Genomic DNA, 15,056 nt, shown 5'->3' with positions numbered 1-15,056 from the left:
GCCGGCCAGGGCGGCGGCGTCCCGGTCAGGTCCAGCCGAAGACGCGGCCCCGGACCAGGGCCGCCGCGCCCTCCGCGACCCCGGCCGGGGCGCGCGCGACCGACGGCGCGTGCTCCAGCAGGGCGCGGGACGCCAGCGCCGCACGGACGCCGTCCACGAAGGGCTCCGGGTCCGCGTCCACCACGCGCCCGCCGAGCATGATCCGGTCCACGTCCAGCAGCGCGGCCAGGTTCGCCGCGCCCTCCCCCAGGATCCGCGCCGCCTCCGCCAGGTCGCCGCGGGCCACCGCCGCCAGGCAGAGCGCCTCGAGGCAGCCGCGCCCCCCGCACCGGCAGGGCGGGCCGTCCAGCCGCAGCACCTGGTGGCCGAACTCCCCCGCCGCCGAGCGCGCGCCCCGGTGGACCGCCCCGTCCAGCCGGAGCCCCGCCCCGAGCCCGGTGCCGACGTGGAGGTACACGGAGGTGCCCGAGCCGGGCCCGCCCGGAGCCCCCGCCGCGACCCCGGCGTTGGTGTCCTTGTCCAGCACCACGGGCAACCCCAGCCGCCCCGCCAATACCTCCCGCAACGGGTACCCCGCCCAGTCCGGGAACCCCGTCACCCTCCCGAGCACTCCGCCGCGCCAGTCCAGCGGGCCCGGCGCGGCGACACCCACCCCGAGCAGCGGCGGTGCCGCTCCCGGCTCACCGGACACGCGCGCGACGGCTCGTACGACCGAGTCCACCACCGGTTCGGGGCCGGCGCCGAAGTCGAGCGGCCCGTTCCACCGCGCGACGACGCCGCCCGCCAGGTCGACCCGGACGCCGCTCAGCTCGTCGCGGTCCAGGTGGATCCCCACCGCGTGCCGGGCGCCGGGCACCAGCCGCAGCAGCGTGCGCGGTTTGCCGCCGGTGGAGGCGCCGCGTCCGGCCTCGGCCACCAGGCCCTCCGCCGCCAGCCGGGCGGTGATCTTGCTGACGGCCTGGGGGGTGAGCCCCGTCCGGGCGGCGAGTTCCGCCCGGCCCAGCCCCGGCGTCCCGGCGGCGCGCAGCAGGTCCAGCAGCAGCGCCTCGTTGTGCCCGCGCAGCGCGGGCAGGTTCACCCCGGTTCGCCCGCCGCCGCCGGCGTGGCCGCTCTCGCCGTCCCCGTCACCCCTGTTCACCCCGCCATTGTCCACCCTCCTTGCACTTACGCAACGCTGTTGCCAAAGTGGTCCCATGAACGCCTCCCCCGCCTCCCCCGCCTCCTCCGCCTCCCCTTCCTCCCCCGCCGCCCCGCTGCGCGTCGCGGTCATCGGCTACGGACTCGCCGGCTCCGTCTTCCACGCCCCGCTCGTGTCCGCGACCGAAGGCCTCCTCCTCGACACGGTCGTCACCTCCGACCCCGGACGGCAGGCCCAGGCCCGCGAGGCCTACCCGGACGTCCGCATCGCCGCCTCCGCCGACGAGCTGTGGCAGCGGCCCGACGCCCCGGACCTGGTCGTCGTCGCCTCCCCCAACAAGACCCACGTCCCCCTCGCCACGGCAGCCCTGACCGCCGGCATCCCCGTGGTCGTGGACAAGCCGCTCGCCGCCACCGCCGCCGAGGCGTACGAACTGGCCGCCCTCGCGGAGCGCACCGGCACCTTCCTCTCCGTCTTCCAGAACCGCCGCTGGGACAACGACTTCCTCACCGTGCGCCGCCTCCTCGCCGGCGGCGAACTCGGCGAGGTGCAGCGCTTCGAGTCCCGCTACGAGCGCTGGCGCCCGCAGCTCAAGGGCGGCTGGCGCGAGTCGGGAGCCCCGGAGGAGATCGGCGGCCTGCTGTACGACCTCGGCAGCCACGTCGTGGACCAGGCGCTGGTCCTGTTCGGCCCGGCGGTACGCGTCTACGCGGAGACCGACGTGCGCCGCCCGGACGCCGAGGCCGACGACGACACCTTCATCGCGCTCACGCACGCCAACGGGGTCCGCTCCCACCTCTACGTCAGCGCGACCGCGGCCCAGCTCGGCCCGCGGTTCCGCGTACTCGGCTCGCGCGCGGGCTACGTCAAGTACGGCCTGGACCCCCAGGAGGCCGCCCTGCGCGAGGGGCTGCGGCCGGGCGCCGGGGGGCAGCCGTGGGGGGAGGAGCCGGAGCACCTGTGGGGGCGGCTGGGTTCCGGCGAGTCACCGCTGACGGGCGGTGGGCTCCCGGTGCCGACGGCCCCGGGCGACTACCCCGCCTACTACGCGGCGGTCGCGGCGGCCCTGCGCACGGGCGGTCCGGCGCCGGTGACGGCCGAGGAGGCGGCGCGCTGCCTGGCGGTGCTGGAGGCGGCCCGCAGGTCCTCCCGCGACGGGGTGACCGTGGAAATGTGACGTCCGGCCCGATGGCCCTTTGTCGGAAAATCGATGCATTGAGCACCGAATTGCGATCTATCCTGCACAGGCCGCCGATCATCACACATGTGAAGAATGGAAACCCTGCCTGTGAAGCTGCCCCGGATCGCGTCCGTCGTGGCAACCGCCGCGATCGCCCCGGCCGTTCTGCTCGCCTCGCCCGCCTTCGCCGCTGACGCCTCGTCGGCCGCCCCGTCGTCGCCGGCCGCGCCCGACCAGGAACCGCAGGCCGCGAAGCCTGCGAAGCCCGCGGAACCCCAGGCGGCGACGCCGGCGAAGAGCCCGTCCGAGGGCCCGTCCGAAGGCCCGTCCGAGGGCCCGGAGGCGGCGAAGGACCGGGCCCGGATCGAGGGGATCCTGAAGGACCCGGCGAGCGGACCCGGCGTCCGTGCGGCGGCCGCGAAGGCGCTCGAGGGCGACGCCGCCGCCCTGCGGCACTTCCTGACGGTCGAGTGGGCACTGCAGCAGTACGACGACGACTACGTCCGGATCTCCCAGATCCACCACGCCGGCGGGAAGGCCGTGAAGGCCGCCGCGGTCGAGGCACTGCGCAAGGAAACGCAGGCGGCGTTCACCGCGTTCCTGCGGGAGGGCCAGCACGCGGCCCGCCTCGAGGACGACCGCGTCGAGATGCTGCGCATGCTGAACGGCGCCGGCCGGGGCATCACCCAGGCCGTCAACGACCTGCTGAGCAACGGCACGCGCGAGCAGATCCGCGAGTTCGTCGCCACCGGCCAGCACAAGATCCGCGCCGTGGACGACCGGGTCGCGCTCTTCTCGATGCTGAACGGCGCCGGGCCGGGCCTGAAGGAGGGGATCATCAAGCTCCTCGAGAACAACGCGACCCCAGAGCAGCTGCGCGAGTTCGTGAAGAACGGTCAGCACGCGCTGCGCGACGACGACAACCAGGTCGCCATCTCGAAGATGGTGAACGGTGCCGGCCCGGAGCTGAAGAAGGCCGCTCTCGCCGCCCTCAAGGGCACCCCCGAGGACCGTGCCGCGTTCCTGAAGACCGGCCGGCACGTGGCCCGGGCCAAGGACCAGGCTTCCGGCCACACCGGCACCACAGGCAGCACCGGCACCACCGGAGGCTCGGCCAACACGGGCAGCGCGGGCACCGGCAGCGGCACCGCCACCACCGGCGGGGTCCATCCGGCGGCCGCCAAGGGCACCGCCGGCAACGGCGACGTCACCCCGGCGGGCGGCTCCGGCTCCGGCTCGCTCGCCAGCACGGGTGCCGGTTCGCAGACGTGGATCGCCGGCACCGGCGCCGCCGCGCTCGCCGCGGGCGCCGGCCTCGTGGTCGCCAACCGTCGCCGACGCGCCTCGGCCGGGAGCTGAGCGGGACCGTCACGCACAGGGGCACGGGGAGGGGCGGACCGCCACCGGCAGCCCGCCCCTCCCCGCACGCACGCCGTACGCGCTCCGAGCGCCCTACGCGCTCTTGAACTCCTGGCGCTGCCGACCCAGCTTCTCGATCTCCAGCTCCACGACGTCACCGGCCCGCAGGTACGGCTTCGGCTCCGGCTGCCCCATGGCCACACCGGCCGGGGTGCCGGTGACGATGACGTCACCGGGGTACAGGGTCATGAACTGGCTCAGGTACCGCACGACCTCGCCGACCGGGAAGATCTGGTCCGAGGTGTTGCCCTCCTGCCTCAGCTCGCCGTTGACCCACAGCCTGACGTCCAGGACCTGCGGGTCGGGGACCTCGTCGGCCGTGACCAGCCAGGGGCCGAGCGGGGTGAAGGTCTCGCAGTTCTTGCCCTTGTCCCAGGTCCCGCCGCGCTCGATCTGGAACTCGCGCTCCGACACGTCGTTGACCAGCGTGTAGCCGCCGACGTGCGCGAGGCCCTCGGCGGCGGAGCCCAGGTAGCGGGCGGTGCTGCCGATGACGACGCCGAGCTCGGCCTCCCAGTCGGTCTTCACGCTGCCGCGCGGGATGAGCACGGTGTCGTCGGGGCCCACCACGGTGTCCGCGGCCTTCAGGAACAGGATCGGCTCGGCCGGCGGCTCCGCGCCGATCTCGGCCGCGTGCCCGAAGTAGTTCAGCCCGATGCCCACGATCTTGCCGATCCGGCCGACCGGGGAGCCGATCCTCAGCCCCTCGGCGTCCAGGACCGGCAGCTCGCCGCCCGCCGCGGCGTCCCGTACCCGGGACAGCACGGACTCGTCGGACAGCAGGGCGCCGTCCACATCCGTGATCAGACCGGACAGGTCCCGCAGGGTGCCGTCCTGGTCGAGGAGCGCGGGGCGCTCCGACCCGACGGGTCCGACACGCAGCAGCTTCATGGGCATTCTCCCGTGGTCGTGGGTGGTCGGCCCGTGGGCGTGCCGGTGGAGCGGGCGCACGGCACGGGCCGGCCGATGGGTTGCGGCCATCGGAGGATTGGCTGATCCTCCAAGATGTCCGACCGATCCGCAAGACCCTGTTCACAGACTGGAACGCACCGCTCCGTCCTTCCCGCCCTCGCCGTCCTTGCGGGACTGGAGCCAGGCCCGCTCCCCGACCGACCAGGCGGTGGTCGTCAGCAGGTACAGCCCGGCGGCCAGCGGGACCACCGCCGCCGTGACCAGCGTCCCGAACGACAGCAGGGGCAGTACGCCGCCCAGCCTGCGCATCGCCGCCAGCTGCTCGGCGCTCAGCGCGGCCTGGCCGCCCGCACCCTTCACGGTGGGCAGTTCCGGCGCCGGCGCGGCCGCGGCGGCGCGCCGCCCCCGCACCGCGCTCCACGCGGCCACCACCGCGATCGCCGCGAACAGGCCGAGGAACACCAGCCCCTGCGCCCCGAACGGCCCGCCCTCCTCCAGCGCCCCGGTCCAGCGGGTACCGAGCGGCGCGGCGAAGAGCCGGTGCCCCAGCAGCTCACCACCCGAGGAGAAGGCCTGGTACATCAGGTAGAACACCGGCAGCTGCAACAGCATCGGCAGGCAGCCGGCCGCCGGGGTCGCCGCCCGGAACGCGGCACGGCCCAGCGGGTACAGGGCCAGCCGCACGAGGACGGTGAACAGCACGATCGCGGCAGCGGTCGCGGACTCGGCCAGCACCGGCTCCAGGAGCCGGCCCAGCTCGACGACAAGATCAGCGAAAACGGACACGCGGGCCCTCCGAGGGGTCTCGTCAAACGTCGAAAAGGTGCATTTCGGCGTGACGACCCGCGAGGGGCGACATCAGCGATAGGTCAGCAGAAGGCAGGAAGCACTGCGCGCCCCTACGCGGCCGTCAGGACGAGACGGCCGGGCGCCCTGGGCCGCGACCGGCCGGAGGCATCGGGATCGCGCTGCGGCAGGAACGCCGTGCGCTGCTCACGATCACGGATCGCGGTACGTATTCGGTGCGGCGGCACGGGCCGCACGAGGCACGCGGCGAGCGCGGCGGCCCCGACGGCGACGGCGGCGGCCAGCGCGACCACACCGGCGGCCAGTCCGGCGTCCCCGGAGACCAGCCCCAGGAACCCCCCGAGCACCAGCAGCACCACGAGCAGCCGGAACACCCGCGAGGAGGACACCAGGAAAGAGAAAGAGGAAGAGGAGAACCACGCACGAACCCGCCGCACCAGCACCCTCACCACCTCCCTCGACTCCCGCGACCGGAGCGGACCCGCAGACACAACGGGAACGCACGACCGATACTAACCGGCCCCACTGACAACGGTCTTGAGGGTCCCCCACACCACCAGCCGGTACGCGGAGGAGTACTCGGGCGTGCACGTGGTCAGCGTGATGTAGGAGCCCGCCGCCTCGTAGCCGTAACCGGGCTTCACCCCGCTCCGCGGCACCGGCGCGATGACCCCCACGTCACCCGCGCTCGTCTCCCCCAGCACCTGCCCCACCACGTACACGTACCGCCGCCCCCGCACGTCGACGAGCAGCTCGTCCCCGCCCCGCAGCCGGTTCAGGTACCGGAACGGCTCCCCGTGCGTGTTCCGGTGCCCGGCCAGCGCGAAGTTGCCCTCCGCCCCGGGCCGCGCGGTCCCCGGGTAGTGCCCGGCGTAGCCCTTGTCCAGCACCGCCCGCTTGCCGACCCCCTCCGCGACCGGCACCGCCAGACCCAGCCGCGGGATCCTCAGCACCGCGTACGCCTCGTCCCGCGCCGGCGCCGCACCGCCCGCCGGCGCGGGCGCCACGGGGGGACGTACGGACGGCGGCGCCACAGAGGGAGCCACCGCCTCCGGATCCGCCACGGGCGGCGCGCCGGAAGGAGAAGGAACGCTCGATTCCCCCTCGACGGCCACTGGATCCCCACCGCCGACGGCCCCGGACCCGGCCCACTCCTCCTCCAGGACCCGGACCTGCTGCCGCGCGGCGGCCGCGGCCTGCCGGTTGGTCCACCACACCTGGTGCACGACCAGCAGCGCCACCACCACACCCACGGTGGTGATCACCTCGGCGGCCACCCACAGCAGCCGCGCGAGACCGGCCCGGCGCTCCCGTCGGCCGCCCCCCTGAACCACCACCCGCACACCATCCCGCACGGGCCGCACCCTAAGACCTCCCCCCTCAACTGACCAGCAGCAGTACGGTGTGAACCATGCGCCCCGATACGCCTGCCGAGCACATCGCCGAAGCCGAGCGCCTCATCCGCACGGCGACCCGCTACCCCGAGGACCAGGAGCCCTTGCTCCTCCAGGCCGCGGCCCACCTCGAACTGGCCGACGCCCGGGAGCGCGCGAGCGCCCTCTACGACCAACTCCTCGCCGACTCCCCCTCCGACCCCCACCTGATCAAGGCCCTCCAGGCCGCGAACCTCTGGGAGTACGGCCACGAGGCCGAGGCCCGCGCCCTGATCTCCGGCATCCGCGCGGCCGGCCCGACCGACCCGGCGCCGTGGGAGGTCATCGCGGAGGCCCTGGAGGCCCACGACGAGCTGGAGGCCGCGCACGAGTGCTTCACCGAGGCGGCGACCCTCCTGATCCCGGAGTCCGCCCCCCTCACCCGGGCCACCACGGCCCTCCTCACGGGCCGGCACCGGGTACGCCGGCTCCTGGCCCTCCCGCACGACGACTGGGACATGGTGGCCGACACCCGCCACATCGGCCCGATCCCGCTGGACGAGCTGCACGACCCGAAGCGCATCTGGGCCCTGGGATCCGACGACCCGGCCGAACTCCGCGCCGAGATCGCCCGGCTGCGCGCCGAACTCGGCGACCGCCGCGCCGCCCTGTCCCGCCCCTTCCCGGTGGCGATCCTCCACTGGCCCCAGCGCGAACTGGCCGAGCTGCTCACGAGCTACCCGACCCTCGCGGCGGAATACCCCTCGCACGACGCCCACCTCGCGGCGGTGGAGTCCTCCCTGCGCACCCTGGCCGCCTCGGGCACCACCAACCTCGGCATCGTGACGGGCAGCGTCCCCTCGTACGAGGCCTTCGCGGCATCGGAGAAGACCTCCCCGGCCTCCCCGTCCCTCCTGGCGGAATACGCCACCACCCTGGCCGCCCGAGGCAAAGCCACCCCCTGGCCCCCCACCCCCACCTCCCCCTGCTGGTGCACCTCGGGCAAGCCGTACACGGAGTGCCACGGCGAGAATGCGGGGGCCGCGCTCGTATGAGGAAGGGACGTCTCGTCCTCCAGGGACCGGGCGAGGTCTGCACGAACACCGACGCCGGTGAGCATGTACTTCTCGCCCCCGGCGACGACACCGACGCCCAGACCGTCCTGGACTGGCTGCAGCCCTTCGATGTGGCCGGCCTGTACACGGGAGCCATCGCGAATGCGATCGACTACGTGCTGGACGGAGCCCGGACCGGCCGCTACGACCTGCTGGCTCACGACGTGCACCCGGGAGAAAGGGCCTCTGTCGGAGCGAAGCTCGAGTACGAGGTCCTTCGTTCGTTCGGTCTTCCGAAGGAGGCCCCGCTCGATACGCTCATCGAGAAGGTGCCGGTCGACATCAAGGCGACCGTCGGTTCGAACTGGGCGATACCGTCGGAGGCCCACTGCCAGCTCTGCATCTGCACCCAGATACAGCTGGGGAGAGGCAGGCACCGCTCGTGGCTGGTACGGGCGCACCGCTCGTGGCTTTACCGCGGCAAAGGAAACAAGGACGGCAAAAGAGGCCTTGCCGTCGACGCCCGGGCCCTGTGGAGCATTCCGCTGTACGACTGGACACCACTGCCGGTCAACCCGCTGACCCTCCTCACCTCAGAGCAGGCTGGCAGGGTCCTCGCAAAGCGCCCCGGGCAGGAACAGCGGTTCACCATGATGTTCCGCTACCTGGAAGGCCACATCATCCCGCGCAGCGTCATCGCGACTGTCGGCGCGGGCAGACTTGACCCGCTGCGCAGGGCCCGCAACATCAGGAAGCAGCTCGCGCGGGATGGTCTTACCCTGCTGTGCGGGAAGTGGCGGGAACAGCAAGACATCGCCGCCGCACACAAGATCACTCTGGGGCCCGAGGACTGGGTGGCGCTGCGACTCGAAGGAGGGCAGACCCATGACGGGTGAGGGCCCCTGGCAGCCACCTGAGGGTTCCTGGGCTTCGTCAGCTGCCCGGCGGCGCAACATGCAGGCGATCCGCAGCCGCGACACCAAGCCGGAATGGGTCATCAGGCGTCTCGTGCACGCACGAGGACTGCGCTACCGGGTCGCCACCCGGCCGCTGCCCCAGCTCAGGCGGACCGCTGACCTCGTCTTCGGGCCGGCAAAGGTGGCGGTCTTCGTGGACGGCTGCTACTGGCATGGATGTCCCGAGCACTACGTGCCTCCCAAGACCAACCAGGGCTACTGGTCGGAGAAGGTGGCCCGGAACATCGCGCGTGATCGAGACACGGACCGGCAGCTCGAGGAGGCCGGCTGGCTCGTGCTCCGGTTCTGGGAGCACGAGGGGTCGGAGGCCTGCGCGGCGGCGATCGCCGCCGCCGTGCAGGAACGCCGCCCTTAGTCTGCGGACGGCACGCCTTCCGGACGCGCGCCGCGCAGAACCTCGGCGATGGCCTGGCCGACTACTCGGGCCACGGGCGGCGGGAATGCATTGCCGACCTGACGGTACTGCGCGGTCTTTCCGGGGAGTCTGCCTTCGGACGGGTCACCTTCGAAGTCCCACTCGGGTGGGAAACCCTGGATGATCGCTGCCTGGGTGACCGTCAGCATCGGGCCGGCGCGGAAAAGGTCGCGGTCTGCGCTGTCCTTCTTCTCCACGTCCTTCGGGGAGTTCGCAACACCAAGGGCGTTCACGCCCAGCTTGGCCCACGCCGCCTTGGCCCTGCTCGGCCCGAGGTCGGCGCCCCCGTGCTTCTTGGAACCTCCGACGAGGGTGGGTGCAACGCCCGTGGCGGCCTTACGCCACGCCTTCAGCGCCATTTCAGCTTCTCGGCCCTCCCGGCCGCCCTTTGCGATGAACGGCTGGTACCGCTCGGCCATCGTGGCCTCGAGAGCTTCGCCGACCGTCTTAATTCTAGCCTCCGGAACAGGCCAATTAAATTTCTGACCGCCGAGGATATCCCTACGAATGGCCACCAGGATGGCCCGCGGGCGCAGCTGCGGCACGCCGAAATCGCTGGCTTCCAGCACCTTCCAGCCGCACACCTCATATCCGGCACCCTCATACTCCTGCCGGACACCTGTAACCGGATCCGTCGCCATCCCGCCCTGCAGGCGCGCCATGACCCATTCGCGGTATTCGCTGAACTTATCGTCCTTGATTCCCCGGACGTTCTCGATCATAACGGCCTTGGGCAGGAGTTCGTCAACAAGTCCCAGCATCTGCGGGAAAAGATCACGCTCGTCGTCTTTGCCCAACTGCTTACCCGCATGTGAAAAAGGGGGACAGGGAACCCCGCCTGCGAGAAGATCCAGCTGCTTCTCCTTCAGGGCTCCCTCGAGGAACTTGACCGGCTTGTCCAGCTGCACCATCGGCTTGAAGTCGTTAACGTCCCCCTCAATGACGTCACAGAAGTCCCGCTCGAATTCCCAGCCTTCTCGGTGCGCGATGTTGCGTCGCAGGGTGGCAGCGGCGTACTGGTCGATCTCAACGAGTGCGAGGTGCTTGAAACCAGCCTGGTGGAGGCCGATGGCCTGCCCCCCGGCGCCAGCACAAATCTCAATCGAAATCAGCGCGTCGTCGCGGGCGCCCATCGAGTCCTCCTGGGGTGTAGCAGATGCAGACAGGCAAGTGTCGCATCTGCCGCTGACACCCAGGGCCACATCCGCCCTCGCGGGTGCGCCAGGCACCATCCGGCACACCCGCCGCCTGCCCTCTTCAGCAGGCGCCCGCAGCCTGCACGTGCTCCAGGACGGCCCGCATGTCGGCTTCGTCCATACCTGCGGTCACTGGCCGCTCTTCCTGCAGATCGCCCAGCTGCCGCACCGAAGGATCGTCCAGGATGGCGCCCATGAACTCCAGCTTGGCCGCCAGGCGCAGTGCCACCACCTCATCGATCGTGCCTTCCGAGGCAAGCACGGTGACACGGGTCTCAGCGTGCGGGTCCAACCCGAGCCGGTGGATGCGGTCCAGGCTCTGCAGGAACCGCCCAGCCATAAAATCCCGGTCCACGTAAACCGCGTCATGACAGTGGCGGTGCAGGCTGATGCCTTCACCCAGCGTGGCAGGGTTGGAGATCAGCACAAGGCAGTCCGGATCATTCCGGAACCGGCTGATCTGTTCCTCCCGGTCCTGTGTGCCGCCATGCACCACGGCGGGCTGGAACTCGCTCAGCAGAAGCTCCAGACTGGTGATATTGCGGACGAACGTCGACCACACCAGGGTCTTCCGGCCTGCTGCCGCATTGCCGGAGATGATCTCCCTCAGTTCCTTGTACTTCGGTGGCATCTCGTACTGAGGCAGCTTCTGCAGCAGGCCGTAGAGCGGTTCATCCACAGGAATGTCCAGGGGGGGAACCTGGAAGCTAATGGCCTCGTGTCTGCTGCTTCCCTCCATCAGCAGCGCAGGACTGGTGGCAGCCATCAGCAGCCGGAGCATCGCCTTGCCCAGGGCGTCGAAGTCGTCCCTGGACAGTTCGGCGCGCGCGGTGAACCGGCCCACCAAAGCGTCGTAGATCTCCCTGTGGAGCCCTTTCAGTGGAAGAGTCCGGATGACTGGCTGGAAGGGAGGCAGCCCCAGTTCCTTCTTCGTCGTGCGGGTGAACAACGGGCGGAGTACCGAACTCGCATGGGCCAGGTCGCCGCCGGCCACCGCCTGAGTGACCACCCGGCGGCCGTGGCCGGGCCAGACGAAGGACAGCAGATTCTCCAGGTCACGGGCTCCGTTGGGTGCTGGCGTGCCCGTGAGGATCAGGCGTCGTCGGCTCAGCGGACCGAGCGCCATGCAGGCACTTCCGTACGTGCCCCCGGCGCCGAGCTTCATCCGGTGCGCCTCGTCGAGGATCACCATCGACGGTGCAGCACGAAGCCAGCCGGCGAGTCCTGCGAGCGAACGGTCCAGACGCTCGTAGTTCACCACCAGAATCTCGGCGTGCGGATCAGGGATGGCGCCCATAACGGTGGTGACCGGTGGACTGTCGAAGCACTCGCGGCTTTCAGAGAGCCAGGACTCATAGGCTGACTTCGGACTCACGACAAGCAGCCGTCTGGCAGTGCCCCGTTCTTTCATGGCCGCGTAGACCGCCAGGCCGACCCTCGTCTTGCCGGCACCAGGGACACTGAAGTTGGCACCGTGCCTCATCGCGAGGAGCCTGGAGATGTCCCGGCGCTGGAAGTCCGTCAGGGCTCCGCGCCAGCCATCACCGAGGAGATCCACTACCGCGTCGGCTCCTGCTGCACCGGCGCCATCGGCCCCCGGCTTCTCATCCAGATGTGCGGCCGCCTGGTCCGCGTCGTCAAAGACATCGCTGACCAGGGCAAGCAGGTCTTGTTCCCACTCAACCGAATCTGGCGCCGGCCAGTCCGACAGTACTTGCAGGCCTGCAAGGAAGTCGTCAAGCGGTACCTCCAGCAGGTGAGGACCGCGCTGACCGCCGACGGGAAAGCCGGCGGCCACATGCGTCAGGTCAGCGCCGTACGGCTCGGCAGCACGGAGCACGGCCTTCGTACGGGAGACGTCGAAAGCCAGGTGCAGCGAGGGCTCGGTCACACCTGCTCCTGCTGCTGCATGGCACCGAGCAGCCAGACGACACCATCACCAGGTTCGTCAATGCGCGCTGCCTCACGGGCAAGCTTCGTGAGGCCGGCCCTGAGCGCCAGGAGCGCCTCGTCCAGCGTCTCCTCGTCCAGATTGCGGGAAGCACGGGCGAGGGTCATGTCGGTGACGCACTGCTCAATGTCCTGGACGGCATCATAAAGGCGGTCCGGAGCGGCCTGCTTCCGCTTACGGACGCGGGCATCCTTGCCCGCCGGCACGAGTGCCTGCTCCACCGCCTCCCTTGCCTGGCGCCACAGCTCGGCCGCCTCCTCAGACTCCTGCTGCTCCACCGCACCCGGCGCCCTCTCCACTGCCTTCGCCTGAAGGAGCGTGTTCGTGAATGCCTTCGCCGCCGCCACGTGAGGGTCGTCGGCCGGGAGGGACCGGTTGAGGCCTGGAATGACGCGCCCTGCAGCGGGCTCAGAGGGAACCTGCTTGAGCTGCTCCGGAAGGTGCCGGTGGAGGTACCGGGTGCGGAAGTCCACGTCCGCCAGGCGGACGTCGGTCTTGGAGAACTCCAGAACAATGAGCGCGAGACGGTTTTCCTTCAGCAGGTCAGCCTGCCCGGGGTTCTGCCGGGACGCCTTGGCGAAGGCACGGTGCAGCTCGCGCAGCTTCTCCTGCTGGTCTTCGAAATCCATCAGCTTGAGCTGCGCCGACGCGGTCTTCGACCGTGCGACGAGGTCGTTGAGCGTGGACAGAACCCAGCGGTCCTGCTCAGCGGTCTCCGGCCGGATCCGGAAGTCCTTCGCGATGTCAGCAAGCGGCCTGCCTGCCGCGGCCTGCTCCTCAATGGTGAGCAGGCGGTTGATGTATGAGTACGGCCGGCGGGTGTCGTGACGCAGCTGCAGGGACAGTTCGACCGCATTGATGTCGGACCAGGTGCACGACTCCGGCAGCACACCTACCCTGACGCTCGCCACGCCGAGTTCGCGCAGGGCAGCGACCCGGGTATTGCCGTTGACCAGGATCCCTTCGCGTGTGACGAGACCGGGTTCGTTCTGGCGGTACTCCTTGAGGCTCGCCTTGAGCTCGTCGAAAGCTCCGTCCCGCTTGGCCGGATCGGAAGGGAGCGCCTGGAGCAGGTACCGGAGATAGTCCTGGCTTTCCGGCGCCCAGGGGTCCTCGGTGAGCAGGTGATCACGCTCCAGGTCGAAGCTGCGCTGTGCGCGGATCCGGTGCGTGGAAGGGTTGAAGTAAAGCCGGTCTACGGGCAAGTCGATGACCTGGACCACCAGCGGCTTGAGGCGCCACTCGACCGTCAGTGTCTCCTGCAGCCCGTCACCTGCGCTGGCCTCCTTGAGGCGCTTCTCAATCAGCTCCTCGTTCTCAGCGGCACGGGGCGGCCGGCCGTAATCCATGCTCACGGTGCGTTCTCCTCTGGCTGCATCCCTATTGATGCATAGTCGGGCGATTGGGTGGGGGCCGCCGGGCCGTGCGGCCCCCGTCTGTAGCTATTGTCAGACCGGCGGCAGCGAGAGGGCCGCGCGGACCTGGTTCCTGGCCTCGGCCGGCAGCGTACGGATATCCGCCCAGAGGCGCTCCACCTCGGCGAACTCGCGCGCGTCAGCCGCGACCCACGCCGTCAAGGTCTTACGGTCCAGCCCCGCGAGACGGCTCACCCGGGTCAGGACCGCACCCACATCTGCCGTCAGGCCCTTGCCGCCCACGCGGCACCGGTTGCACTCGGCGACCGGTTCCACGCTGGTGGTGCCGTCGGGCTGAGTCACCGGCCTCCGGGCGATGTCGAGCTGGGCAGATACGAAGGTGCCGGCGTAGATCTCCCCAGCGGTGATTCCGCACGAGCGGCAGTGGTGCCCGTCCCGGGCCAGGATTTCACGGCGCCGCGTATCGGTGATCGAGGAGGCCGGCCGGGTTCCCTTGCCCGGTTCCCAGACAGGCTCGCCCTGGGAAACGAAACGCTGCTCATGCTGGCCCAGGCCCAGGTCTTCACGGTTGGTGTCGATCCTCCACCCGAAGTCGCGCAGGTCACGCACCCGGCGGTCGGCCTGGCTGATGCCCGGGAAGGCCTGCTTGACGTCCTCCTTCGTGAAGACGTTGCCCTCCCCCACCACCGTGACGAGCCACAACGCCGCCCGCTTCATCGTGCCGAACTTCTCGTCCGTCCACGAGGGAAGACTCATGCCTATCTCCTTATCTCTGGCCCCAGCTGAACTGTCCGGCTGTCCGCTGGGGCAGCTTGAGGAGCCCCCACCGGCGCCTCGGCGAACGGCATAACTCTGACTCAGCCCTGCTTGTTCAGAACAGAGTTGACGGAATATCGAGGGCAGATGAAAACTCTGAGCGGTTCACCTCAGACGCTTCTGCCGGAAGACTCGGGGGATATCAGAGGTCAGAACGAATGGAGTGGTGATGCCGCGGCGGACTGGAAAATGGAAGGAACTGCCCTCGGATCTGTCTCCGGCGCACCGGGAGTTCGTGCAGATGCTGCGCAAGCTGCGGGACTGCAGCCCGAGGACCCAGGCCGAGATCGCCAAGTCGGGGTACCTCGTCCCAAGCAGCCTGTCCAACCACCTCAACGGCGGACGGATCCCGGACGAGTCACAGGTCATCGCCTTCTTCAACGCACTGCTGGATGAGTGCACGGGGCCTGACGGGACCGGTACAGAGCTTCCTTGCACTCT

At 70.4% G+C, this 15,056-nt stretch carries 14 protein-coding genes; 5 read left to right on the top strand and 9 right to left on the bottom strand.

Annotated features, from left to right (window positions below; genetic code table 11):
* Window positions 1–25: 25 nt before the first annotated feature.
* Window positions 26–1,138 (bottom strand): ROK family transcriptional regulator, encoded by a 1,113-nt coding sequence (locus ACZ514_RS19995; protein ID WP_469125280.1) that lies wholly within the window; start codon window positions 1,136–1,138, stop codon window positions 26–28.
* 55 nt (window positions 1,139–1,193) lie between these two features.
* Here ACZ514_RS19995 and ACZ514_RS19990 point away from each other — a divergent pair, with 55 nt between their 5' ends.
* Together ACZ514_RS19990 and ACZ514_RS19985 are read left to right on the top strand one after the other, a co-directional pair.
* Window positions 1,194–2,315, top strand: a complete 1,122-nt coding sequence (locus tag ACZ514_RS19990) for a Gfo/Idh/MocA family oxidoreductase (RefSeq protein ID WP_469125279.1) — start codon at window positions 1,194–1,196, stop codon at window positions 2,313–2,315.
* Between the two features lie 96 nt (window positions 2,316–2,411).
* Window positions 2,412–3,677 carry an ALF repeat-containing protein gene (locus ACZ514_RS19985; protein WP_469125278.1) on the top strand — a complete coding sequence of 422 codons (1,266 nt, stop codon included), beginning with the start codon at window positions 2,412–2,414 and terminating at the stop codon, window positions 3,675–3,677.
* 93 nt (window positions 3,678–3,770) lie between these two features.
* Here ACZ514_RS19985 and ACZ514_RS19980 read toward each other — a convergent pair whose 3' ends face one another.
* The 4 genes from ACZ514_RS19980 to ACZ514_RS19965 all read right to left on the bottom strand — a co-directional run bounded on the left by ACZ514_RS19980 (window position 3,771) and on the right by ACZ514_RS19965 (window position 6,793).
* Window positions 3,771–4,628, bottom strand: coding sequence for a fumarylacetoacetate hydrolase family protein (locus tag ACZ514_RS19980; protein WP_468699668.1), 858 nt, complete (start codon window positions 4,626–4,628; stop codon window positions 3,771–3,773).
* A gap of 141 nt (window positions 4,629–4,769) precedes the next feature.
* Entirely contained in the window at window positions 4,770–5,435 is a 666-nt protein-coding gene (locus ACZ514_RS19975; protein WP_468171892.1) for a YidC/Oxa1 family membrane protein insertase, read from the bottom strand.
* 113 nt (window positions 5,436–5,548) lie between these two features.
* On the bottom strand, window positions 5,549–5,845 hold the full coding sequence (locus ACZ514_RS19970; protein ID WP_469125277.1) for a DUF6412 domain-containing protein: 297 nt from the start codon (window positions 5,843–5,845) through the stop codon (window positions 5,549–5,551).
* A 123-nt stretch (window positions 5,846–5,968) separates the two neighbouring features.
* Window positions 5,969–6,793 (bottom strand): class E sortase, encoded by an 825-nt coding sequence (locus ACZ514_RS19965; RefSeq protein ID WP_469125276.1) that lies wholly within the window; start codon window positions 6,791–6,793, stop codon window positions 5,969–5,971.
* 74 nt (window positions 6,794–6,867) lie between these two features.
* Between ACZ514_RS19965 and ACZ514_RS19960 the strand changes: the two genes are divergently transcribed.
* Genes ACZ514_RS19960 through ACZ514_RS19950 form a run of 3 tightly spaced genes read left to right on the top strand, consistent with a single transcriptional unit; the run spans window position 6,868 to window position 9,216 of the window.
* Window positions 6,868–7,884, top strand: a complete 1,017-nt coding sequence (locus ACZ514_RS19960) for an SEC-C metal-binding domain-containing protein (RefSeq protein WP_469125275.1) — start codon at window positions 6,868–6,870, stop codon at window positions 7,882–7,884.
* Window positions 7,881–8,780 carry a NaeI family type II restriction endonuclease gene (locus tag ACZ514_RS19955; RefSeq protein ID WP_469125274.1) on the top strand — a complete coding sequence of 300 codons (900 nt, stop codon included), beginning with the start codon at window positions 7,881–7,883 and terminating at the stop codon, window positions 8,778–8,780. The genes ACZ514_RS19960 and ACZ514_RS19955 overlap by 4 nt, the downstream gene beginning before the upstream one ends.
* A complete protein-coding gene (locus ACZ514_RS19950) occupies window positions 8,770–9,216 on the top strand; it encodes a very short patch repair endonuclease (RefSeq protein WP_468802080.1) in 447 nt (148 codons plus the stop codon). Before ACZ514_RS19955 ends, ACZ514_RS19950 begins: the two co-directional genes overlap by 11 nt.
* Here the strand turns inward: ACZ514_RS19950 and ACZ514_RS19945 are convergent.
* The 4 genes from ACZ514_RS19945 to ACZ514_RS19930 all read right to left on the bottom strand — a co-directional run bounded on the left by ACZ514_RS19945 (window position 9,213) and on the right by ACZ514_RS19930 (window position 14,555).
* Entirely contained in the window at window positions 9,213–10,409 is a 1,197-nt protein-coding gene (locus ACZ514_RS19945) for a DNA cytosine methyltransferase (RefSeq protein WP_469125273.1), read from the bottom strand. The two genes, ACZ514_RS19950 and ACZ514_RS19945, sit on opposite strands and share 4 nt — an antisense overlap.
* A 124-nt stretch (window positions 10,410–10,533) precedes the next feature.
* Window positions 10,534–12,363: a DEAD/DEAH box helicase gene (locus tag ACZ514_RS19940; protein WP_469125272.1), complete on the bottom strand. Its 1,830-nt coding sequence runs from the start codon at window positions 12,361–12,363 to the stop codon at window positions 10,534–10,536.
* Entirely contained in the window at window positions 12,360–13,772 is a 1,413-nt protein-coding gene (locus tag ACZ514_RS19935; RefSeq protein WP_469125328.1) for a ParB N-terminal domain-containing protein, read from the bottom strand. The genes ACZ514_RS19940 and ACZ514_RS19935 overlap by 4 nt, the downstream gene beginning before the upstream one ends.
* A gap of 99 nt (window positions 13,773–13,871) precedes the next feature.
* The gene (locus ACZ514_RS19930; RefSeq protein WP_469125271.1) at window positions 13,872–14,555 is read right to left on the bottom strand and encodes a hypothetical protein; all 684 of its coding nucleotides are present in this window, start codon (window positions 14,553–14,555) and stop codon (window positions 13,872–13,874) included.
* Between the last annotated feature and the right edge of the window lie 501 nt (window positions 14,556–15,056).

Source organism: Streptomyces sp. NPDC034086, assembly GCF_055575515.1.
Note: the sequence above shows the minus strand (reverse complement) of the source record. Positions and strands in the feature narration are given on the sequence as shown.